Annotated in this window: 24 protein-coding genes; 15 read left to right on the plus strand and 9 right to left on the minus strand. The window is 38.4% G+C overall.

Going from position 1 to position 22,965, the window contains the following annotated elements:
• The 12 genes from R5R67_RS10540 to R5R67_RS10595 form a co-directional block, all read left to right on the plus strand.
• Positions 1–232, plus strand: a 232-nt coding sequence (locus R5R67_RS10540; protein WP_318754843.1) for a MerR family DNA-binding protein, incomplete at its 5' end; no start/stop codon positions are given.
• A gap of 224 nt (positions 233–456) precedes the next feature.
• Entirely contained in the window at positions 457–891 is a 435-nt protein-coding gene (arsC, locus tag R5R67_RS10545; protein ID WP_000213577.1) for an arsenate reductase (glutaredoxin), read from the plus strand.
• A gap of 55 nt (positions 892–946) precedes the next feature.
• Positions 947–1,270 (plus strand): metalloregulator ArsR/SmtB family transcription factor, encoded by a 324-nt coding sequence (locus tag R5R67_RS10550; protein WP_000373080.1) that lies wholly within the window; start codon positions 947–949, stop codon positions 1,268–1,270.
• 6 nt (positions 1,271–1,276) lie between these two features.
• Positions 1,277–1,750, plus strand: a complete 474-nt coding sequence (locus R5R67_RS10555) for an arsenate reductase ArsC (RefSeq protein ID WP_000670223.1) — start codon at positions 1,277–1,279, stop codon at positions 1,748–1,750.
• 7 nt (positions 1,751–1,757) lie between these two features.
• Positions 1,758–2,798 carry an ACR3 family arsenite efflux transporter gene (gene arsB / locus R5R67_RS10560; RefSeq protein WP_000068658.1) on the plus strand — a complete coding sequence of 347 codons (1,041 nt, stop codon included), beginning with the start codon at positions 1,758–1,760 and terminating at the stop codon, positions 2,796–2,798.
• 4 nt (positions 2,799–2,802) lie between these two features.
• Entirely contained in the window at positions 2,803–3,507 is a 705-nt protein-coding gene (gene arsH, locus R5R67_RS10565) for an arsenical resistance protein ArsH (RefSeq protein ID WP_001052988.1), read from the plus strand.
• Positions 3,508–3,525: 18 nt separating this feature from the next.
• The gene (gene trxB, locus R5R67_RS10570) at positions 3,526–4,479 is read left to right on the plus strand and encodes a thioredoxin-disulfide reductase (RefSeq protein WP_001191832.1); all 954 of its coding nucleotides are present in this window, start codon (positions 3,526–3,528) and stop codon (positions 4,477–4,479) included.
• A gap of 104 nt (positions 4,480–4,583) precedes the next feature.
• On the plus strand, positions 4,584–5,651 hold the full coding sequence (locus R5R67_RS10575; RefSeq protein WP_000080828.1) for an ArsO family NAD(P)H-dependent flavin-containing monooxygenase: 1,068 nt from the start codon (positions 4,584–4,586) through the stop codon (positions 5,649–5,651).
• Positions 5,652–5,947: 296 nt separating this feature from the next.
• Positions 5,948–6,766, plus strand: coding sequence for a hypothetical protein (locus tag R5R67_RS10580; RefSeq protein WP_000835370.1), 819 nt, complete (start codon positions 5,948–5,950; stop codon positions 6,764–6,766).
• Positions 6,767–7,173: 407 nt separating this feature from the next.
• Positions 7,174–7,446: a type II toxin-antitoxin system HigB family toxin gene (locus R5R67_RS10585; protein WP_000770669.1), complete on the plus strand. Its 273-nt coding sequence runs from the start codon at positions 7,174–7,176 to the stop codon at positions 7,444–7,446.
• Positions 7,436–8,659: an ImmA/IrrE family metallo-endopeptidase gene (locus tag R5R67_RS10590; protein ID WP_000394714.1), complete on the plus strand. Its 1,224-nt coding sequence runs from the start codon at positions 7,436–7,438 to the stop codon at positions 8,657–8,659. Before R5R67_RS10585 ends, R5R67_RS10590 begins: the two co-directional genes overlap by 11 nt.
• A gap of 2 nt (positions 8,660–8,661) precedes the next feature.
• Positions 8,662–9,792: a beta family protein gene (locus R5R67_RS10595; RefSeq protein WP_000975797.1), complete on the plus strand. Its 1,131-nt coding sequence runs from the start codon at positions 8,662–8,664 to the stop codon at positions 9,790–9,792.
• A gap of 349 nt (positions 9,793–10,141) precedes the next feature.
• Here the strand turns inward: R5R67_RS10595 and R5R67_RS10600 are convergent, their stop codons facing one another.
• The 3 genes from R5R67_RS10600 to R5R67_RS10610 form a co-directional block, all read right to left on the minus strand.
• Positions 10,142–11,326: an MFS transporter gene (locus R5R67_RS10600; RefSeq protein WP_000106682.1), complete on the minus strand. Its 1,185-nt coding sequence runs from the start codon at positions 11,324–11,326 to the stop codon at positions 10,142–10,144.
• Between the two features lie 18 nt (positions 11,327–11,344).
• Complete coding sequence (locus tag R5R67_RS10605) at positions 11,345–11,752, minus strand: RidA family protein (RefSeq protein WP_001031022.1); 408 nt, start codon at positions 11,750–11,752, stop codon at positions 11,345–11,347.
• Between the two features lie 67 nt (positions 11,753–11,819).
• Positions 11,820–12,746, minus strand: a complete 927-nt coding sequence (locus R5R67_RS10610; RefSeq protein WP_000703591.1) for a DMT family transporter — start codon at positions 12,744–12,746, stop codon at positions 11,820–11,822.
• A gap of 238 nt (positions 12,747–12,984) precedes the next feature.
• On the opposite strand from R5R67_RS10610, the gene R5R67_RS10615 reads away from it, so the two are divergent.
• Genes R5R67_RS10615 through R5R67_RS10625 form a run of 3 tightly spaced genes read left to right on the plus strand, consistent with a single transcriptional unit; the run spans position 12,985 to position 15,905 of the window.
• Positions 12,985–14,112, plus strand: coding sequence for a Re/Si-specific NAD(P)(+) transhydrogenase subunit alpha (locus R5R67_RS10615; RefSeq protein WP_001165468.1), 1,128 nt, complete (start codon positions 12,985–12,987; stop codon positions 14,110–14,112).
• A gap of 11 nt (positions 14,113–14,123) precedes the next feature.
• Positions 14,124–14,438 carry a proton-translocating transhydrogenase family protein gene (locus R5R67_RS10620; RefSeq protein ID WP_000230434.1) on the plus strand — a complete coding sequence of 105 codons (315 nt, stop codon included), beginning with the start codon at positions 14,124–14,126 and terminating at the stop codon, positions 14,436–14,438.
• 12 nt (positions 14,439–14,450) lie between these two features.
• Complete coding sequence (locus R5R67_RS10625) at positions 14,451–15,905, plus strand: NAD(P)(+) transhydrogenase (Re/Si-specific) subunit beta (RefSeq protein WP_000394402.1); 1,455 nt, start codon at positions 14,451–14,453, stop codon at positions 15,903–15,905.
• Between the two features lie 51 nt (positions 15,906–15,956).
• Here the strand turns inward: R5R67_RS10625 and R5R67_RS10630 are convergent, their stop codons facing one another.
• The 6 genes from R5R67_RS10630 to R5R67_RS10655 form a co-directional block, all read right to left on the minus strand.
• Positions 15,957–16,778, minus strand: coding sequence for an SDR family NAD(P)-dependent oxidoreductase (locus tag R5R67_RS10630; protein WP_000697822.1), 822 nt, complete (start codon positions 16,776–16,778; stop codon positions 15,957–15,959).
• A gap of 251 nt (positions 16,779–17,029) precedes the next feature.
• Positions 17,030–17,431, minus strand: coding sequence for a ribosome silencing factor (rsfS, locus tag R5R67_RS10635; RefSeq protein ID WP_001047580.1), 402 nt, complete (start codon positions 17,429–17,431; stop codon positions 17,030–17,032).
• Between the two features lie 81 nt (positions 17,432–17,512).
• Entirely contained in the window at positions 17,513–18,307 is a 795-nt protein-coding gene (locus tag R5R67_RS10640; protein WP_000532984.1) for a hydroxypyruvate isomerase family protein, read from the minus strand.
• Positions 18,308–18,323: 16 nt separating this feature from the next.
• On the minus strand, positions 18,324–19,190 hold the full coding sequence (locus R5R67_RS10645; protein WP_001008362.1) for an NAD(P)-dependent oxidoreductase: 867 nt from the start codon (positions 19,188–19,190) through the stop codon (positions 18,324–18,326).
• Positions 19,191–19,200: 10 nt separating this feature from the next.
• A complete protein-coding gene (locus R5R67_RS10650) occupies positions 19,201–19,989 on the minus strand; it encodes a crotonase/enoyl-CoA hydratase family protein (protein WP_001196724.1) in 789 nt (262 codons plus the stop codon).
• 96 nt (positions 19,990–20,085) lie between these two features.
• Positions 20,086–22,893: an ATP-binding protein gene (locus R5R67_RS10655; protein WP_000064534.1), complete on the minus strand. Its 2,808-nt coding sequence runs from the start codon at positions 22,891–22,893 to the stop codon at positions 20,086–20,088.
• Positions 22,894–22,965: the final 72 nt, after the last annotated feature.

Raw genomic sequence — 22,965 nt, forward strand, 5'->3', positions numbered from 1 at the left:
TTGTCGTTCTTTGAATATGAACTTAATTGAAATCAAAAAATTACTAAATTATAAGGATCTGCCTAATCTAAATTGTTCTGATGTGAATGAGCTTATCGATTCACATATTAACGATGTAGAGGAAAATATTCGGAATCAGCAGAAACTCATACAGCAGCTATTAGAAATAAGAAAGACTTGTGATGGGTTATGTACAGTGGACAAATGTGGTGTACTGAAGAAGTTAGCCTGAATAAAAAGTTAGTGATCACATTTGTTTCTCAAACTTACTGATACGTATATTGGCTTATTTAATATTATTGCTAAATTCTTAATCTAAAATGAATTGTTTACAGCAGTTTTTCAAATTTAACTAGCTTATTTAATGGATTGTATTTTGCAGACCATCATATATGAAGTTGCATATATATGCTAATTCATATATAAAGATATTAATATATTAGAGGTCCCAGTTTCATGACAACTTCATTAGATGTAAAGATTTATCACAATCCTGCTTGTGGCACCTCTCGGAATACTTTGGCTTTGATTCGCAATACAGGAATTGAACCAACCGTTATTGAATATCTCATTACACCACCTAGTCATGACGAATTAGTTAAATTGATTCAGGATGCAAACTTAACAGTAAGAGAGGCTATTCGTCAGAATGTAGATCCTTATCGGGATTTACAGCTTGATCGTAGTGATTTGAGTGATGAACAACTACTCAGTTTTATGCTTGAACATCCTATTTTGATTAATCGACCATTTGTTGTTACTGAATTAGGTACTCGCTTAAGTCGTCCTTCAGAAGTTGTCTTGGATATTCTGCCATTACCACAAAAAGGTGCTTTCACTAAAGAAGATGGTGAACAAGTGATCGACGAAAATGGTCAGAGAGTAAATTAAAAAATTTAGTTCTTGTATGTGATTATCTGCATATCCAAATTTATAGGTAGCAAAGATGGATCAAGTTAATTTTTTTAAATGCTTATCAGATGAAACCCGTCTCAATATTGTCACTTTAATTGCTGAGAATAAAGAACTCTGTGTTTGTGATCTGACAGAAAAGCTACAACTGAGTCAACCAAAGATTTCTAGGCATTTAGCTTTATTACGCTCTTCTGGTCTCTTACAAGACAGACGACAAAGCCAATGGGTGTACTACAGCATTAATCAACAACTTCCAGCATGGTGTTTTGAAATTCTAGATACTTTAAAAAAAACATCATCTAGTCAAGTTGTAAGCAATACCAACACGCTTTCTATAAATAGTTATTGTGAGTAATAGATTATGAAATTCCTTTTTTTGTGTACTGGAAATAGTTGTCGTAGCATTTTGTCTGAAGTGCTTTTTAACAGTCGTGCTCCTCATGACTGGAAAGCATACAGTGCAGGTAGTAAGCCATCAGGACAGGTGCATCCATTGACTATTGAAACTTTGGAAAACCTTGGTCTTTCAACAGAAGGTTTATGGAGTAAAACCATTGATGACTGTGAGCAATATAAACCTGATGTAGTGATTACTGTGTGTGATTCAGCAGCTCAAGAAGCTTGTCCTCTTTATTTGGGGGGAGCGATCAAGGCACATTGGGGCTTGGCTGATCCATCACATTTAGACTTGCCTAAAGAGGAAAAATTAAAAGCTTTCCAAGTGACAGTAGACCATATCAACCGTCGTTTAGATGCTTTATTTGCACTTGATACAGCAAATATGTCTCGTCCTGAATTAATTGCTGCAATCAATCACATATCAGATATTGAATGAGAAAATCATGGCTCAACAAAGACTGTCATTTTTAGATCGTAACCTGACGCTATGGATTTTCATTGCGATGGGGTTGGGGATTGCGATAGGTGTCTTCTTACCTCAAGCTTCCGTTACTTTAGACAAAATGAGTGTGGATTCTGTCAATATTCCAATTGCGATTGGTTTGATTCTGATGATGTATCCACCGTTAGCCAAAGTGGACTATGCAGCTCTACCACAAGTATTTAAAGACAAAAGAACATTAACTTTGTCTTTAGTACAGAACTGGATTATTGCTCCTGTATTAATGTTTGCATTAGCAATTATTTTTTTGCATAGCTATCCAGAGTATATGACTGGACTAATCCTGATCGGATTAGCTCGTTGTATTGCAATGGTTTTAGTTTGGAATGGTTTAGCCTGCGGCGATAACCAATATGTAGCAGCATTGGTTGCATTCAATAGTATCTTTCAGATTTTGTTCTTTAGTACTTATGCTTGGTTATTTCTTACCTTCTTACCACCTTATTTTGGTATTGCTGGGCAAGTAATCAATGTGGATTTTTGGACGATTACCCACGCGGTATTAATTTACTTGGGTATTCCTTTTTTTCTTGGTTTCTTGACCCGTTTGATCTTAGTCAACGCCAAAGGCTTAGAGTGGTACCAAAATGTCTTTTTACCGAAGATCAGTCCATTAAGTCTATTGGCATTACTGTTTACTATTGTTGCTATGTTTAGTCTCAAAGGTGGAGATGTAGTGAGTCTGCCTTTGGATGTAATTCGAATTGCGATTCCATTAACAATTTACTTTATCGTAATGTTCTTCATTAGTTTCTTTATGAGTAAGTGGATGGGTAATGACTACCCAAAAACTACAGCAATTTCATTTACTGCTGCGGGTAATAATTTTGAGTTAGCACTGGCTGTAGCCATTGCAACCTTTGGTTTAGCATCGCCTGTGGCATTTACTACAGTCATTGGGCCATTAGTTGAAGTACCAGTTTTGATTGCTTTGGTCAGTGTCTCTTTATGGCTAAGAAAAAAGTATTTTGAATCGGTGTAAATCTATGAATCTCCCAAATGTTGATATGAATCTTCTTGATCGACCTACTTTAGAGAAAGTTCAAGCTAAAGCACTGGATCATGCACCACGCATCTTATTGTTATATGGCTCGAATCGTGAACGTTCTTATAGTCGTTTAGCGGTGATGGAAGCAGGACGAATCTTGGAGGAGTTTGGTGCTGAGGTGAAAATCTTTCATCCGAAAGGATTGCCTTTGCCAGAAGATGCCGATACTGAACATCCAAAAGTAAAAGAATTGCATGAACTTTTGGCTTGGTCAGAGGGTATGGTTTGGTGTTCACCTGAGCGTCATGGTTCTATGAGTTCTATTTTTAAATCCCAAATCGACTGGATTCCTTTGGCTGGTGGTGCAATACGTGCGACGCAAGGTAAAACTTTAGCACTTATGCAAGTTAGTGGTGGTTCACAATCTTTTAATAGCGTTAACCAGATGCGTATTTTGGGGCGCTGGATGCGGATGATTACAATCCCGAATCAATCTTCAATTCCTAAAGCCTTTTTAGAGTTTGAAGAAGATGGACGTATGAAAGCATCTTCTTATTACGATCGTATAGTAGATGTGATGGAAGAACTCTATAAGTTTACATTACTTACGCGTGGACAAAGCCTGTATCTAACTGATCGATATTCTGAGCGTAAAGAATCTGCTGAAGAATTATCTAAACGTGTTAACCAGCGTAGTCTGTAACACATTGGAGAGAACTAAATGCAAAGTAGACATTCACGTCTGATAATTCTCGGTTCTGGCCCTGCGGGCTATAGTGCAGCTGTCTATGCAGCGCGTGCAAACCTTAAACCTACTTTAATTGCGGGTTTACAACTAGGTGGGCAACTTACAACAACAACCGAAGTTGACAACTGGCCGGGCGATCCTGAAGGTTTAACTGGTCCTGCATTAATGGATCGTATGCAAGCACATGCTGAACGCTTTGGTACAGAACTCGTCTATGACCATATTAACGAAGTGGACTTAAACGTACGTCCTTTTGTTCTAAAAGGTGATATGGAAGAGTACACATGTGATGCTTTGATTATTGCAACTGGTGCTACAGCTCAATATCTTGGCCTAGAGTCTGAACAAAACTTTATGGGACAAGGCGTAAGCGCATGTGCAACATGTGATGGTTTCTTCTACAAAAACCAAAAAGTAATGGTTGTAGGTGGTGGTAACACTGCTGTTGAAGAAGCGCTTTATTTATCAAATATTGCTTCACATGTAACGCTAGTACACCGCCGTGATAGCTTACGTTCTGAAAAGATTTTGCAAGATCATTTATTTGCTAAAGAAAAAGAAGGCAAAATCAGCATTATCTGGAATCACGAAGTTGAAGAAGTATTGGGTGACAATACTGGTGTAACAAGTGTTCGCCTTAAATCAACTCAAGATGAGTCTAAGCAAGACGTAGAGGTTCATGGTCTATTCGTTGCAATTGGCCACAAACCAAATACTGGAATGTTTGATGGTCAATTAAACTTACGTGATGGCTATATCCAAGTACAAAGCGGTACTTCTGGTAATGCAACAGCAACTTCTGTAGCTGGTGTTTTTGCTGCTGGTGACGTCGCTGACAGCATTTATCGTCAAGCGATTACTTCAGCTGGGTCAGGCTGTATGGCTGCTCTAGATGCTGAAAAATATCTAGATCAATTGAACGATTGAAAAGCTAATTCAATCACTTGAAAGTTTTAAGAAATAAGCCCAGTCTGTTAAACAGGCTGGGCTTTTGATTTTGTTTATGACAATAAAGAAGAGGGAGAGATAATTTGTCTCAATTACAAGCTGAAGTAGATGTAGTCATTATTGGTGGTGGACAAGCAGCTCTTGCTACAGCCTATTTTTTAAAACGTAAGAAAATTCCATTTGTGATTTTAGATGACCAAAATCAGGCAGGTGGTGCATGGTTACATGCTTGGGAGTCTTTACGTCTTTTTTCTCCAAATACTTGGAGTTCGTTGTCGGGCTGGATGATGCCAAAAACTGAACAAACTTATCCAACGCGGAATGAGGTGATTCAATACTTATCTGCATACGAACAACGCTATCAATTTCCTGTCATTCGACCTATACATGTTGATCATATTGAGAAAAAAAATGACTGCTTAGATGTATATGCGGGTGATAAATATTGGCGAGCAAAGGCCGTTGTCAGTGCTACAGGTACATGGAGTCAGCCTTATATTCCACATTACGAAGGATTAGAAAGATTTAAAGGAATACAAACCCATTCAGCACATTATGTTAATCCAGAACCTTTTATTAATAAAAAGGTTCTAGTGATAGGAGGAGGTAACTCTGGTGCTCAAATTCTTGCTGAAGTTTCAGAAGTTGCAGACACTATTTGGATCACAGTAAATCCTCCTCAATTTTTATCGGATGATGTTGATGGGCGTGTTTTATTCCTTCGAGCAACAGAACGTTTGAAGGCACAACAGGAGGGACGAATAGTTGATCAACCCATTGGTGGTCTAGGGGATATTGTCATGATTGATAGTGTCAAAGATGCACGTGAACGTGGGGTATTACATAGCAGAGAACCCTTTAAAGCATTTAAAGAATATTCGGTTGTTTGGGAGGAAGGTTCAACACAATTGGTTGATGCTGTGATTTGGTGTACAGGCTTCAAAGCATCCCTAAATCACTTAAGGAGTCTAGGAGTGATAGAACCTAATCAGACTGTTGCTGTCAATGATGGGCGTTCAATAAAAATAAACAACCTTTGGCTAGTTGGTTATGGTGAATGGACAGGCATGGCATCGGCAACATTAATTGGGGTTTCTAGAACAGCCAAAGCAGTAGTCGATGAAATAGCTGTTTACTTAGCTATAGATTAAAAATTCTTAAATAAAGGATGGCTAAAGATATAGAAGGTTTATATATTTTTTATATCAAACACTTATATTTTTTTTTGGTGGTATTGGTTCTAATTTAGTTAGTGATCAATAACTGGAAAATTTTAACTAGACTCTAGTTGCTTAATATAATTCCCAATAAAACTAGTCTACTGTTTATATACTCTTTCATGAGTAAGGAGGTATCTGAGTACTACAAAAGTTGTTATTACTCAGATACCGACAGATTTAATTGAGCTAATTACACTGTAAGCAGAACCAATTACAGAGATGAAATCATGAAGTCTATAGATGAAATAAAAGCTCAAGAGGTATGTGTAGCTATTCTATTAGATAAAAAAGCTACTAATACGCAAGCCAAGATACTTCCTAGTGAAAATATAATCATTGATAGGTTACTTGAGCGTAAAGTTGAGTTACAACATGCTTATAGTGAGTTGTATTCAAAACTAGGGAAATATCATCAAGCCCTCACAAATTTTTTAGATTTGTTAGTAGAAATTACTTCAATGCATAGTCCAGAGGAAGTAATAAAGTCTAGAGCTGCTCAGAAAAAATTGAATGAGATTAATCAGCAAATTTCTATTAAAGCTCATGAATTAGCAGCTCTCCTAGAAACTAGATCCGAGTTAATAAATACTTCTGGCTTTATGACAGATACCCATTATCACATTGGTAATGTAATTCGTGAAGCATCTCAGAATAATCCGTATTTTAGAACATCTTTGCTAGATAAATTAAAGCAACTCCAAGGTCGGTTTGATCTTAAATATTGGCCTCGGTTAGATGATGTAATGAAAGTTATCGCTGAAGATGCAAGAATGGCCGTACCTATTGCTATTGATTCTATTACTGAAGTGGCAACAAGAGGTGAGAGAGCTTCCTTAGTTGATTATTTTAGAGCTTTATTTGAAGCTATTGAATGTAATCGTCAGAAAGAATATGGTTTCTTACCTAATGACTTTAAGTTAACAGATAATACAATTGCTACTTTAGCTAATTGCGCCTTAGCTTTAGAGCCAAAAGAAATGATTGATGGCTTATATGTGAAAAATTTTAGAAGTCGTGAACGCAAACGCATAGGTAGTGACTCCTAATTTTAAATATGTGGACAAGTCTGGATTTGTCCACATACATAAAACAATCTATAGACTACCTATCCCTATAACAGAAAGTATTTTTACTGTTATTTATTATTTAAGATCATTAGAGGTTAGTCAGACTGTAATTCTGTTAGAAAGACCGTGACTAAATTAGGTTTTGAATGAAGGAATTATGGGCAGCTTATGTCAATTCAATATCTAACATATCAAACTTTAAATATTGATTTATTTAATTAAATTTATTCTTTTATTTCAAAAAAATCTAACAAAGACCATATCACTGATAAATATTTAAGCAATTAAAGTAGTTCTCAATAATTAGTTTATGATAATTACCAAAATGGGAATTGAGTTGTATTTTGAAATGGTGTAATTTATTCCCAAATTGGGAATATTTTTAAATGAAGCTTTTAGGTCTTGAAAAAATAACAGTGATTGAGTGTGAGTTTGCTAAAAAATGGCTCATAAGTTGGATCTCTGAAATACGTGATGCTCATTGGCGGGGCGCGGAAGATATTCTGAAACAATTTCCAAAAGTATCTATTTTGGAAAATCAATGTTTCGAATTTTCGATACATAACTCTAAATGGGTTATTTGTCTACAAATCGCGTTTTCTCAAAGAATAGCGATTATTAAAGCTGTAAACATTAAAGGTGCTAACAATGGAATTTAAAGTTATTCGTACAAGAGAGCAGTATCAAGCTTATCTTGACGAAGTGCATTCTTTAATTATGCAAAATCCGGCTATAGGAAGTCCTGAGAGTGATCGGTTGGAATTATTATCGGTTTTAATAGAAGATTATGAAAATAAACAATATCCGATAGAGGCGCCTGATCCTATTGATGCAATTCTATTTAGGATGCATGAGAAAGGGTTAAAACAAGCTGATTTGGCCCCATATTTTGGTACTACTAGTAGAGTTTCTGAAGTTCTTAATCGAAAAAGAGCTTTAACCGTAGATATGATCCGAGCATTATCTGTAGGGTTGGGACTGTCGGTAGAGACATTAATTGGTTTATCAAATTCAAAGAATACATTAGATAAAAATAATATTGATTGGTCTAAATTTCCTGTTAAAGAGATGAAAAATAGGGGGTGGTTAAAAACATTTCTTGCTGATACGGCAGCATCAACTGAGAGTATTATCCAAAAATATATTGCTCAATCAGGGTTACAAATCGGCTCAGCTTCTTTTAAACGAAAGTTGTCTGGTGATGCCCAAACACCTAATACGATGTATGCACTGTATGCGTGGCTAGCTAGAGTCATTCTCCAAGCTAGAGATAAGAAAGATAGTCTAGGAAAATATGACCCTAATTTAATAAATAGTAATTTTTTAAGAGAGTTAGCTCAATTAAGCTGGTTTGAGCATGGGCCAATATTAGCAATTGAATACTTAGAAAAGCATGGAATTGCTGTAGTCATTGAGCCTCATCTTAAGGGTACGCATCTTGATGGAGCGGCATTGAAGGACAGTGACGGCACTCCTATTATTGGGCTAAGTTTACGATATGACCGATTGGATAATTTTTGGTTTACGTTACTACATGAATGCGCACATATTTGGAAGCATGTTGATGAAACAGAAGCATTTCTCGATGATTTAGATTCATCAAGTATGGAGGATCGGAGGGAGGCTGAAGCAAATCGATTGGCAAGAGAGGCATTTATACCAAGAGGAGTTTTGAGACGTACAGAGGCATTTATCTCACCAAGTAAAGAATCTATTGAAAAGTTGGCTAAAGAGTTGAGAGTTCATCCAGCAATCATTGCAGGGCGTATTCGAAAAGAGTTGGGAAATTACACCTTATTTTCAGACTTGGTTGGTCAATATCAGGTCAAGGCATTATTAACCAATTCTCATTTATTAAGTGTTGAGGAGTAGAGATGATGAAAATTCCAGAATATGTCCCAATCATGAAAGCGAAGCAAGGTGAATTTGATGCGATAAAACCTATTAGGTCTGAGCAGTTAGAATATCAAATACAGCCAACTTTCCACCCTTTATTTGAAATGCCTAATATTTATAAAGAAGGGGTTTCAAGACTTGTTGATATTAATAGCCGTTGCGAGAAAATAGGGAAATTATGGAGTGGAAATATTGCTTTAGTGGATGGTTATTTTTGGAAACCATCTGAAGCTTTATTGGAGAATGGTGAGCATTTCCTAACCTATACGTATAACAAATTGTTTGCATTAGGAGTAAAGGTAGTTCCTGTAATTGGTTATGACCGTTGGTTTGATCAAATGAGCAGTCTTTATCATCAAACAATGAAAAATTTAAATTATCCAGAGGCTCCTTATTTTTGTATTAGATTAGATGGTGAGGCAATGTATGATATTGATGAACCTGATTTTTTCAAAGAACAACTAGAATCAATTATTTCTGATTTAAAATTAGCAGAAAATAATTGTTCTATATTATTAGATTTTGGGGATGTAAGTGTCAATCGTATAACAATTGAACAGATGCTAAGCAAGTCTAGAGACTTTTTAGAAGTATTAACTGAATATGATTTTAAATACATTTCTATCAGTGGAGCTTCATATCCTTCAAGCGTTGCAGAAGCCATTGAAGATCATGATACGGATGGTCCAGTACTTCGAAAAGAAATGGTTGTATGGCAGACTTTAAGAAACATGTTCCCTAATGTTAAATTGAAGTTTGCAGATCATGGAGCAAGACATCCAGCTCCAGAAAAGCAGATTATTAATCAACATACGAATGGAAAAATTATCTACACTATAGATAAAAATTACTATGTCGTAAGAGGCCATCCATTTTCTAGAGATGGTGGAAGTCATGGGCATAGAAAGCAGCTAGCAATGAGATTAATTAATTCTATCTATTATGAAGATGTAAGCTTTAGTTGGGGAGACAATAAAATCTTTGAATGTGCGCACGGTATTAATAATTTTATAGGAAATCCTACGCAATGGGTTGCAATTGATACGAGCCACCACATTCGGTATGTCTTAGAGGAAATAGGATCTTTTGAGCTAGCTTATCAAAAATAGATCAAATAAAAATCCAGCCATTCATAAATGGGCTGGATTTTTAAATTATTTTTCAGTAATTAAATTTTTACACTAAATTTACACCATGAATTTTATTTTTGTTTCTAAGTTTTTAATAATAAATGATATTTTATTTTAGTTGATCCTATCCATCATTGGGGCTACTGAAATACGAGGTTGTAACGATTGAAGTGATTGCATAACCGATAGACCCAAAAGTCGCTAAATTAAAGAAAGGGCAGCATTATACGGGGTTTAGTCCTGAATCGACAGTGGCATTTAACTGCGTAATTTATAACCGCCCTAATGTTAGATATAGTAAGATGATTTTTAACAAATTACCTTATAGCTAAGCCATTTGCTTTTTTTGTAAGAAAGCATCAATCATGCTAAATAAAATACAAAATACAACGAGTCCAACACCTGCTAGGCAAGTCATGGTCCATCCACCACGATTCCATGCAAAAATCCCTAATGCCGAACCAGCTGCACCACCAATAAAATAAGTAGTCATATAAATAGCATTAATACGAGATTTGGCATCGGGACGTAAACGGAAAATAATACTTTGGTTGCTGGTGTGGACAAGGGCAAGTGCCAATTGAATTAAAGCAAAACCAATAACATAAGCTGAAAGTAGAGTTTGTCCGAAATAGAAACAAATCCAGCTTACCAAAAATAGCCCGCAACCCATCCAGGTGAGTAAACGTGTGTAGCCTTGGTCGGCATATTTGCCGATATAACGTGTTGATAACGCACCAAAGATACCAACTAGCGGGACTAGTCCGATAAATAGATCAGGTAAATGATGTGCCGAGGTCAGTAGTAACGCGATTGTTGAATACAAAATACTCACTGACGCAAAGGCGAATGCACCTGTAAGCGCTCTTAATAAAAGTCGCTTTTCCTGCTTTAAAAGCTGAGCCATGGAAACAAAAATTTGTCCATAGTTCAGTTTCATCCGCATGACATAAGGTAGGCGGCTTTTTAAGGTATAGGCCAACAAAAGCATTAATATACCACTTATGGCATAAACGACTTTCCAGTGGAAAAGGTTGGAAAATAAGCCAGCCAGACTGGTAGAGAGTAAAATCCCGACCAATAAGCCACTCATTAAGAAGCCAATAATCTCACCAGTTTTTTCAGGTTTAACCGTCATTGTTGCAAGAGGAATAAGCACTTGAGCTGCAACTGAAAACAAACCCGCTAAAATTGTACCGATCCAGAGCATAGGTAAGTTAACAGCAAAAGCAGAGGTAAATAGGCCAATTGCACAAAGCATCATCAAAAACGGAATAGCTTTGGCTTTATTGACGATATCCCCCATTGGCACAATAAAGAGTAAGCCTAAGGCATAAGACACCTGAGCAAATGTTACTGTTAAAGCAGCTTGTGCCTGAGTTACAGCAAAATCTTGCTGAATAGAGTGAATTAGGGGTTGGCAATAGTAATTCACACCTGCACATAGGCCACATGCTGCTGCCATCAACCAAAGTAAAGGTTTATTTTGACTGATATCTTCAGGGGTAGACATGATGTTCTCTCGATTTTATTAAGTGTATGCCGTTGCTTCGACTTCAATGAGCATATGTTCTAGTGCAAGACGCGGCACAGGAATGAGTGTGCAGGCTGGAAAAGGATGATTTTTCCATAAATCCTTCATAATTTTAATCAAAATCTCATGTTTTTCTACCGAATGGTCAACAACTAGAATTCTTAAAACAGCGATATCCGTAAGCTCTGCATTGGCAGCTACTAACGCATAGTTAATATTTTCAAATGCTTGTAGGACTTGTTCGCTGAAATGAGAACTTAATTGACCTTGTTGGTCTTCGCCACCTTGACCTGCAATATGAATAATATTGTTAAAATTGCTTACTACAGCGACATGACTATAAGCGTTAGGTGTTGGGTCATATAAAGTAGAAGGATTTATGATTTTAAAAATTTCTTTGTTCATGGAACTCAACCATTTAATAAAATTTAGATGAGTATCCAACCTCAACTTAAGTTGAGGTCAAGAGCATTTAGTGTTTTAGTCTTTTCTTTCTTAAAGTAATCATCATTACGCCGACTATATTGAGGAAACAACCGACCCATTGCCATATATTTAGGTGTTCATTTAAAAAAGCAACGGCAAGCAAAATCGTTAAAACGGGTCCAATCGAAGCAATCATCGCAGATTGAGAGGCACCTAATCGCTCAATGCTTTGCATAAGCATAACGGTAGGTAAGACAGTGACTAAAAAACCTAAGCCAATCCCGTACCAAATTACACTAGAGGGGAGTTGTAATAGAAGTTGAATAGGTTGAGGTGTGCTTAATACGTAATGAGTTAATGTGCCGATACAAGCCACAGTTAAGGCTAACCCTGTGAAATTCCAAGAGCCAAATTTTTTAATTAATGGTGGAGTCAGCAGTAAATAACCGGCAAAAGCTACAGCGCTAGCAAATACAAAACTTGTTCCGAGCCAAAAGTTGCCCTGAATTGGTGCATTGTTGTGCTCTTGCAGCATCACTAACACGGTTCCACCATAACTAAGAAAAATGGCGAATAAACTTTTTACATCTAATTTTTGTTTGTAGAGCAGACTTGAAGCGATCACGGTAAGTGTGGGATATAAAAATAGGATGATTCGCTCTAAAGAAGCGCTAATAAACATGAGGCCCATGAAATCGAGCCAGCTGGCAAAGTAGTAGCCTAATAGACCGGCAAAAATTAAAATTAGCCAATCCTTCTTTTTTATGCCCTGATTATGATGCCTATTGAACCAGCAAATTAATAGAAAAAACGGTAAAGCGCTTAACATCCGTAAAGCCATCAGGACTGTACCGTCTACTAATGGAGAAAGGGCATAAGTTTGTTTAATAAAAATCGCTTTTGTGCTGAATAGAAAAGCAGAGCAAAGCGCAAAAAAAGACCCAATTTGAAACGAAGATAAAGAAATTTTCATATACAGGACTGTATAAGAGAGACTATTGTCTGCAAAAAAAGAAAAATCCTCCTATATTACACCTCATGTCAAACATCGTGAATCATCAGTTCAAAATATGGGTATTTATTAAATAAATAGTGGGTGGTATTTTCAAAAAGTTCAATTAGAATCCAAATTCTGTACAAAGAATACACATGGGGGAAACATTGCGGGTTGCAATGTTTTTGACAATGAGAAATTAGCTTGAGGAACGCTCATGCAGATCGGAATCCCAACCGAAACTGTCGTCGGTGAAAATCGTGTAGCTGCTACGCCAGAGACAGTAAAGAAGTTGATTAGCGCTGGTCATAGCGTTGTGATTGAACGTGGTGCTGGTGTAAAGGCTGCGTACATTGACAGTGCTTATGAACAGGTCGGTGCAACCATTACGGATGATGCCTATACGGGTAGTCAAATTATTTTGAAAGTTCGTGCGCCACAAGGCGGGGAAATTCAAAAACTTGCAGCAAATACAACTGTTGTAGCAATGTTTGATCCTTATCGTAATACCGAGCTAGACCAATTTGCGAATCAGCAAGTGTCTGCTTTTGCTCTGGAATTGCTTCCTCGTACGCTTTCTCGTGCACAAAACATGGATGTGTTGTCTTCTCAAGCAAACTTAGCTGGTTATAAATCAGTTTTGCTTGCAGCTGCTGAATATCAACGCATGTTCCCAATGCTTATGACTGCTGCTGGTACTGTAAAGCCTGCACGTGTTGTGATTATGGGTGTTGGGGTTGCAGGACTTCAAGCGATTGCTACCGCAAAACGTTTGGGTGCAATTGTTGAAGCAACAGATTTGCGTCCAACAGCAAAAGATCAGGTTGAGTCTTTAGGTGGTAAGTGGTTAGACGTACCAATGTCTGAAGAAGAACAGCAACGTGCAGCAGACGCAGCAAAAAATGGTTATGGCTGGATGCCGGGTGAGCAATACATCAAAGACCAAGCTGCGATTGTAGATAAGGCTGTGTCGAATGCCGATATCGTGATTACAACAGCATTGTTGCCAGGTCGTGATGCACCGCGTCTGATCAAAGCTGAAACTGTTGCCAAAATGAAACCAGGCTCTGTCATTTTAGATATGGCAGTTGAAACAGGCGGTAACGTTGAAGGTTCTAAAGTTGGCGAAACTGTTGTCACTGAAAATGGTGTAAAAATTTTGGGTATTCCAAATATTCCGGCCACTGTTGCGACAGAAGCTTCTGCATTATATGCACGTAACGTTTTTAATTTCGTAGAGACTTTATTCGACAAAGAGAAAAACTTTGCGATTAATCAAGAAGACGAAATCCAAAAAGCCCTATTGGTCACTCATGGCGGTCAAGTGCTGCTTAAGCGTGGTTAAGGAGATTTCTCATGGTTGAAACTATTACAATTTTCGTCCTTGCCATCTTCGTAGGTTATTACGTTGTTTGGGGTGTTACACCAGCTTTGCACACGCCACTTATGGCGGTAACCAACGCATTGTCATCGATTATTGTTGTTGGTGCGATGTTACAAACAGTTGGCCTGCCTGTACTTGGTGTAGATGCAAATGTTGCATTTCAAAGTGTGAATGTTGTGAGCGTACTTGGTGCGATTGCAGTATTTTTAGCAAGCATTAATATTTTCGGCGGCTTCGCAGTAACTGCACGCATGTTGGAAATGTTCAAGCCTAAGCAAAAGAAATAAGAGGGCTTTGACATGGAATTTATTCAAGCAAATGCAAACTGGTTGTACCTTGTAGGCGCAATTCTCTTTATCTTGACGCTTCGCGGTCTATCTGGTCCTAAAACAGCAATTCAAGGTAACCGTTACGGTATGATCGCAATGGCGATTGCAGTTGTAACAACCTTCTTTGTTGCCAACAACCCAGTGATCTGGATGATTGGTGGTGCAATGGTGCTTGGTGCGATTGTGGGTATTGCACGTGCACGTACTGTGCCAATGACTCAAATGCCTGAAACTGTTGCACTTATGCACTCATTGGTGGGTTTGGCTGCGGTTTTGATTGCAGTTGCAGCAATTTTGCATAACAACCAGCTTACAGCATTGTTTGCTCAAAATGAGGCAGCATTAACAGCGGCTGGCGTGCAACATGCACACATGAGCAAGGTTCACCTATTTGAATTGTTTGTTGGTTGTTTCGTTGGTGCGATTACCTTTACAGCATCTGTGTTTGCTTACGGTAAATTGGCTGCGAAAAAATGGGCTAAAACAATCTCTGGTGCATGGGTTAAACCTGTTCAAGCACTTATCTTTGTTGCAATGTTGGCTTGTGGTTTCTACTTCTTCACAACTGGCAACATGACTGCTTTCTGGGCAATGACCGCACTTGCACTTGCATTTGGCTGGGTATGGATTGCACCAGTAGGTGGTGGTGACATGCCTGTAGTGGTATCGCTTCTTAACTCGTTCTCTGGTTGGGCAGCAGCAGGTATTGGTTTTACCCTTGAAAACAACATGTTGATCGTTGCGGGCTCACTTGTGGGTTCATCTGGTGCGATTCTGTCATACATCATGTGTAAAGCAATGAACCGTTCAATCATCAACGTATTGTTTGGTGGTGCAATGGGTGGTGCAGCAGTTTCTACAGCTGCTAAAGGTGAACAAGTTCAGCGTAACTACCGTTCAGGTTCTGCTGATGATGCTGGCTTCTTAATGTCAAATGCAGACAGCGTTGTGATTGTACCGGGTTATGGTATGGCGCAAGGTCGTGCACAAAATGCTGTAAAAGAGTTATGTGAAATTCTAAAAGAGCAAGGTGTTCGCGTCCGTTTCGCAATTCACCCGGTTGCAGGTCGTATGCCTGGTCACATGAACGTATTGCTTGCTGAAGCAGACGTAGCATATGAAGACATCTTGGAAATGGATGAGATCAACTCGGACTTCCCGGCAACTGACGTAGTACTTGTTATTGGTGCAAACGACGTTGTGAACCCTGCTGCAAAAGATGACCCAGGTTCACCAATTTATGGTATGCCGATTCTTGAAGCACATAAAGCACGTACAATCATGGTGATTAAGCGTTCTATGGCGACAGGTTATGCTGGACTTGATAATGACTTGTTCTATAACGAAAAAACAATGATGATCTTTGGTGATGCTAAGAAAGTTGTTGAAGATATGACGAAAGCAATTAATGGTACAGGCCACTAAGTTGCTTTGATATAAAAAACCACCTTCGGGTGGTTTTTTATTTTTTGAGGGTTAGAGGAACTTTTCCACTAGATTCATAGATTGCTGATAGAGGTCGCGTGCTAATTGCTGGTTTTTGGCATGAGAGGATTTCCAGTCAGGCATATGCGCGCTGACATATTCACCATTGCGGTTTTGCCATGTGTCGCCAGTCGCCATTTCTGTAATGAGCTTTGCAGGAACCGATGTTGGAACTAAACCTACTTTCATGGCTGCATAAACTGGTTTTGGTAAATCACGATAAATATCGGAAGCAACACCACCGGGGTGTAATGCATTATTGGTAATTGAACTGTCTGCTAGTTGTTCAGCTAATGCATTACTGAACAATAAGTTTGCAAGCTTGGATTGTCCATAATAGAACAGAGGATTGTAAAAACCTTCCGCACGAAATTTATTAGGCTTAATTGAACCAACCCAGTGAGCAATAGACGCTAGATGAATAATACGTGCTTGAGGAGACTGCTTTAGAACGGGGAGTAGTTTTTGAGTTAATAAAAAGTGACCTAAATAGTTAACGCCAAATTGCTGTTCAAACCCATCTACGGTGAGTTGCTTTGTTTTTGAAAATAGACCGGCATTATTAATAAGTACATCAAGGCTGCCATATTTATCTGCAATTTCTTCGGCAGCTTTTTGAGTTAATTCAAGGCTGTTTAAATCAAGAGAAACGACATCGACTTGTCCTTGGTCGAGTGAGCGTAGTTTGTTTTGTGCCTCTTGTGCTTTTTGAGGATTTCGGCATGCCAAAATGACATGTTGTCCTTGTTTTACAAGTTGTTCTGCTGTGGCAAAACCAATACCTGTGTTGGCGCCTGTAATGAGTATCTTCACTTTTTAGTGCTCCGGTTATGCTATTTATTGATGAGACTATAAGAATTGGTATAGTGCTGGAATTCTGACAATTTGTCATGTCAATTTTAAATAAGAGTGATGACTTGCTTGTTAGTGTTATTAAAGTTTTGTTGAGTTAACAGCTTTTCATAGGAAGTGAGGGTAAAGGTGGCTGTTTAAATAATAAAAGTTTGAGTAAGTATATAAACAAAAAGCGGCTCAAAAGAGCCGCTTTTTTTAAAAGCAAAATTTTATGCGACCGACTCTGGAGCAGTACGCCATAAGCTTTCTAAATCATAGAATTTGCGGGCAGTTGGTAGCATCACATGTACTACAACAAAGCCAAGATCAATTAAGATCCATTCGGCATCTCGTTCGCCTTCAACGCCAATCGGGCGGAAACCAGCTTTTCGAGCTTCTTCTGCAACATTGTCAGCAAGTGCTTTGACGTGACGAGTAGAAGTACCACTCGCGATGACAATAGCATCAGCAACATTGCTAATAGAACTAACATCTAACTGTAGAATATCTTTTGCTTTTACATCAACTAAAGCGTCATGGACGACTTTAAGACAAGCTTGTACGTCTTTATTTGAGGTGTTCATTGCGAAATCGTGAGAATTAGACACGCTGGGCGATGGTTCTAAATTCATATAGGGTATATTTTCCTGACAATTACTCACTATCTAATATAGTGGTTTTCACTCAGAATTTCAAACAAAACTAGTAACAGTTTATATATTTACATCATCGGAAAAATATTTCTTTTTCCATGTAAATGACTGATTTGAGCCATTTTTAGGTTTATATTCTGCCGCAATATAGCCCTCATAAGCACTTTGCTTAATCCATGAGAAAATTTGCTCATACGGTATTTGAGCTGTATCGGGTTCATGGCGTCCCGGACAATCTGCAAACTGAATATGGCCAATCTGGTGAATATTTTCTTGTAACCCTTCAAGTACGTCTTCACCCATCATTGCCATATGGTAACAGTCGTATTGCATTTTTAAGGCAGGGTGATTGACTGCTTCTAGCATTTCTTGGGCTTGAGCAATGTTCTGTACCAAAAAGCGTGGCATATCTGTGCCATTAATCATTTCAAATACAGGTTCAATATCGTGTTCTGTCAGTAAATCACAGGCTAATTTTAAGTTGCTTGCAAGTGTCTTAAGGCAAGGAAGTAAGTCAGAGTCTTGAGGTTGCTTGCCTGCCAAAATGTTAACACGTGGTACTTTTAATGCTGTGGCATAGCGAATTGCTAACTGTAATGCTTCACGAAATGCTGCCTCTTGACCCGGTATACCTGCTAAGCCATTTCCACCTTGCATAAGGTCACCAGCAGGAACGTTAATTAAACATAAATTTAGGTTGTAACGTTCAAGTTGGTCTTGAATATCAGAAATGGCAAGCTCGTATGGGAATTGAATTTCTACATGTTCAAAGCCCTCTGCATGGGCTAATGCAAAGCGTTCAATTAAAGGAACTTCGGTAAAAATCATGGATAAGTTAACGGCAAGACGACCCATACACAAACTCCGTTTATTATTGCTCTACTACTTGAATCATAGTAGCTAAATCTTTCTCAGCAAAGCCATTTTTTTGGTGAGTTTGTAGCTGTAATAGAGCTTTTTGTGCAACGGGGATGTCTAAATTAACATTGTTAGCCAATGTTACTGCGTTGTTAAGGTCTTTCGATAATGTTTGAACTTTCCACTGAACAGGTTCGAAAGTATGAGTCGCCATACGTGGTGCCAGTATTTGAAAAGGTTTTGAGTCGGCAAATCCGCCAGCTAGGGCAGGAGCGAGTAAAGTGGTATCTACGCCCGCGCGGTCTGCCAGTGCAACTGCTTCGGCAATCAGGGCGCTGTTTGCTGCCACAATGAGTTGATTGCAAATTTTAGTTGCTTGTCCTGTGCCTGTATCTCCCATTCGTGTGACACGTTGGGAAAGAACATTATAAACAGGACTTAAAGCTTCAATAGTTTGAGCATCGCCACCTGCAAAAATGACTAGCGTGCCTTGTTCTGCCCCAGCTGTACCGCCTGAAACAGGGGAGTCAATCCATATCACATCTTGTAAAGCAGCAGCCTGAGCAAGTGCTTTTGTCGCAGCAACAGAGAGACTTGAGAAGTCGACAATGACCTGACCCGCTTTTAAGTTTGTTTGAATTTGATCAAATACTGCTTGCACAGCTTTATCGTCGGCTAGGCAAGTTAAAATGAGAGGGTACTGTCCGATGTTGGAAAGATCGAGTGCATGCGCGCCAATATCAATAAGTTCTTCACAAGCAGATGCTGTTCGATTCCATACTGCGACCTGAAAGCCGGCTTGTATAAGACGGCTTGCCATACGGCTTCCCATAAGTCCTATGCCTAAAAAAGCAATAGGAGTATTACGATCAAAATTCATAATAAAGCTCTTATCTATATTGGCGTGGTAAAAATTTAACTTCCGGATGTTTGTCTTTTTTACGAGCAAGTTTGCTATTTTTACCAAGTAATAATTTAAGTTGCCAGATTTTTTCTAAGCGTAATGATTTTTCTGGTTGATGTTCCATTGCATCTAGTACACGTTTTGCAGCAGTCAATGCATCAGGTGAGCGCTGCAACATTTCTGAAGCGATCGCATTTGCTTTTTCTAATGGATTCTCACTTAAGTGAGTCACAAGTCCAATATCTTTTGCATAATTTCCGTCAAAAACACGGGCAGTTAAAGTCAGCTCTTTTGCAAGGTCAACTCCAATCAAGCCTTTGAGCGAACGGGTAAGACCCATATCTGGTACTAAGCCCCAGCGGCTTTCCATAATCGACATTTTAGTGTCTGGGTGGGCAATGCGGATATCGGCAGCTAGTGCAAGTTGCATACCTGCCCCAAAACAATAACCTTCAAGAGCGGCAATAACAGGGACGGGCAAATTTTGCCAAATAAGAAAAGCTTTTTGGAAAAGGCTTTGCCCTGGCTTAATAAGTTCCCAAATGGCAAATGCAGAGTTCTTAGGATTGTTTAAGTCAGATAAATCAATACCAGCACTAAACACTTGTGCTTCACCTGTCAAAATTACACAGCGGATATCTCGGTCTTTTTGTATAGCTTTAGCCGTTGTTACAAGTTCTTTGAGTAGAGCAAAACTCATAGCGTTACGTTTATCAGGACGGTTTAGATAAACTGTTGCAATGCCATTATTTTTTTCAATACGTAAAAGTGCCATGAAATTCCCGCTTATTTTTTTATCGATAAGCGGAGCATAGCATGGCTGGAAATTGGAAACATGACAGGTCAGTCATGCCTATTTAGCAACTGTTATTTAATCTGGTATGACTAAAATTTGATGAGCTGCACTCTCAACTTCTTTAATGACGAGACCTAATTCATCGAAACGTCTCATGACTTCTTCAATGAAGCCATCGTCAGCTCTACGGCGTTCTTTGCGTAGCGTAGAAATAAATTGTTCAAAGTCTCCTGTCACTTGTTGAAGTTTTGGTGTGCCTACATAGCGTGTTGCGCCATAGAGACGGTGTAGTACATGCTCAAGCTGAGGAAAGTCTTCAAGCTCAATGAGTTGTTGCATTTCTTCTAGCTCGGTTGGGAAGCTATCTACCAACATTTTGAGAAGATCTTGAGCTAAATCTTCTTTGTTTGCTGCCAGTTGTAAACTTTGCTGCCAATTTAAAATTTCTGGATCTAACGCTTCTGCAACCACATGATGATCTTTAGCTAGATTTTGCGCAGTGAAGTTGTTTTTCGTCCATTGCGTTAAAATTTGAATGATCTGCTCCATTTGAATTGGTTTGGTGACATAGTCATTCATACCAACTTTAAGAAGCTTTTGCTTTTCATCTGCAAGCGCGTGGGCTGTTAGAGCAATAATTGGAAGTTGCATTTCCCCATCTAAAGTGGATTCTAAAGAGCGGATCGCACGTGTGGTATCAATGCCCGACATAACCGGCATTTGAATGTCCATAAATACCAAATCAAATGGTTTAAGCTTCTGATCAATTCTTTCTTGAATAATATTCAGCGCTTCTTGTCCACTTAAAGCCTTAGTGGTTTTGACATTTAACTCACCTAATAATGCTTCTAAAACAATTAAGTTAGGTAAATGGTCATCGACCGCCAAAATATGTAAACCCTGTCCATTAAAGTCTTGTTGTTCCTCTTCAAAGATAGGTTGGTCACTTAATAATTGAATGAGGCCACTGCGGCTTAATGGTTGATAAAGTGGGCGAGCGCGATATTCGGTGAGCATGTTTGGCTCAAGCGTCATTTGATAGCCGTAAACTGCTAAGTTACCTTGATAGCGGCTACGAATTTCTTTGAGTAGAGCTTCAGTATCACCACTATGGTCAACAATGAGCCATGTATTGTCTTTCTGGTCGAGATGTTTTAAGCGGCTAAACAAGTCCAGAATAGATTGAGTTTCAATATGTGGTACTTGATAATTTTCAAGATAGTAGCGTAAAACACTCGCTGTTGCAGGGTGAGCTAAATAAGACACCACTTGTAAATGTTCGAAGTGAGGATGTTCAATCTCATGTTCTTCATCTACAGCAAACTGTGCAGTAAACCAGAATGTTGAACCTTTTTCTGTTGGAGCACGTTCTTGGTTATCTTCAAAGCCAATTTGGCCATGCATGAGATGAACCAATTGTTTAGAAATTGCCAGACCTAAGCCTGTACCACCAAATTGGCGGGTAACAGATGCATCGCCTTGCGAAAACGACTCAAATAATTTTTTACGGTCTGTACCGCTTAAACCAATACCACTGTCCTGAACACTAAAATGAAGCAAGCACTGACCGATGTCATCATGTTCCATACGCACACGAACAATAATTTCACCATCTGGCGTGAACTTGATGGCATTGGAAATCAAATTGGTCAAAATTTGCTTAAAGCGTAAAGCATCACCAATCACCTGTTGAGGAATGTTATCTGCATAATAAAAAGCCATGGCAATATGCTTTTGTGCAGCCAAAGGTGACAACATATCCATGACATCAAATACAGCTTCTTCTAAGTCAAAAGGTGCTGTTTCAAGTTCCAGTTTACCTGCATCAATTTTTGAGAAATCTAATACATCATTAATTAATGCTAATAAATGGGCGGAGGACTTGCGAATAGTTTGTAAATAAAGGTTCTGTTCGTTACTTAAATTTTGTTGGCGAAGTAATAAATGAATAAAGCCATCAATACTATTAAGCGGTGTACGAAGTTCATGACTGATATTGGCAAGGAAAACCGATTTTGCCTGATTAGATGAAATGGCTTGGTCGCGTGCTTGACGGTAAGTAATGTTTTGAACTTCTAAAGTATCTAAAGTTCTGCGTAAGTCTTCTTCTGTTTGCTCGGTATGTTCTTTTAACTCTAAAAAACTAAAGTGTAAGCGTTTCACCACGTTTGCGATATCGCGCTGGAGTAATCTTAACTCACCGGAACTGTTAATCACGATGTGTTGGTCTAAAGTGTCTGCATTGAGACGCTGTAATTGCATACGTATTTCATACATGGGTGCAATCCAGCGGCGAGAATAAAAGTTAAGACAGAGCAAAAGTAATAATAAAGTCATCAGACCGGTAATGACTAAAGCAATCAAAATGCGATAACGCGCTAATTCAAGTGGTTGATTATCCATTTCAATCAAGAGCCAGACAGGGGGCTTCCCTGCGGTATCAATGATACGGACTCCATAAATATTATTATGGTTATAAGAGATCGGACCAAAAAAGTTATTGTTTTGTGTGAAGTTAGGCCAGTAACGATTATCTCGATAACCGATACTTAAATAAGTCTGACCATTACTATCAATTAAAGCAGCACGCTTTAGATTTTTCTCGCTAAACATACTTTGCATAATATGTTGAGCATGATCATATTCATCTGGTTGTAGTTCTACTAATGTGTAGAGATCTTTAGCAATTTGATTGTAGCGTGCCAAAATCGCTGAGGCATGATGCAATTGTTGCTGCTTTGCAGAACGTGATGTTTCAGTTAAAACCAGAAAAGCCCCAACACACGTTAAAATCATAATGGGCACAAAAATAAGAGCAATTAATTGCCCATATGCATGATTCAGACGTAAGCGTTTCGATAAGGTTTTATTGAAATTAGACATAGCTACATCAGATTGATCTCTCTGTAGGGCATATTATCACGCTTTATTTTAAAACAGACGGCATTTTATAAC

This window comes from Acinetobacter sp. OYA S30, assembly GCF_033599315.1.
Classification (GTDB): Bacteria; Pseudomonadota; Gammaproteobacteria; order Pseudomonadales; family Moraxellaceae; genus Acinetobacter; species Acinetobacter baumannii.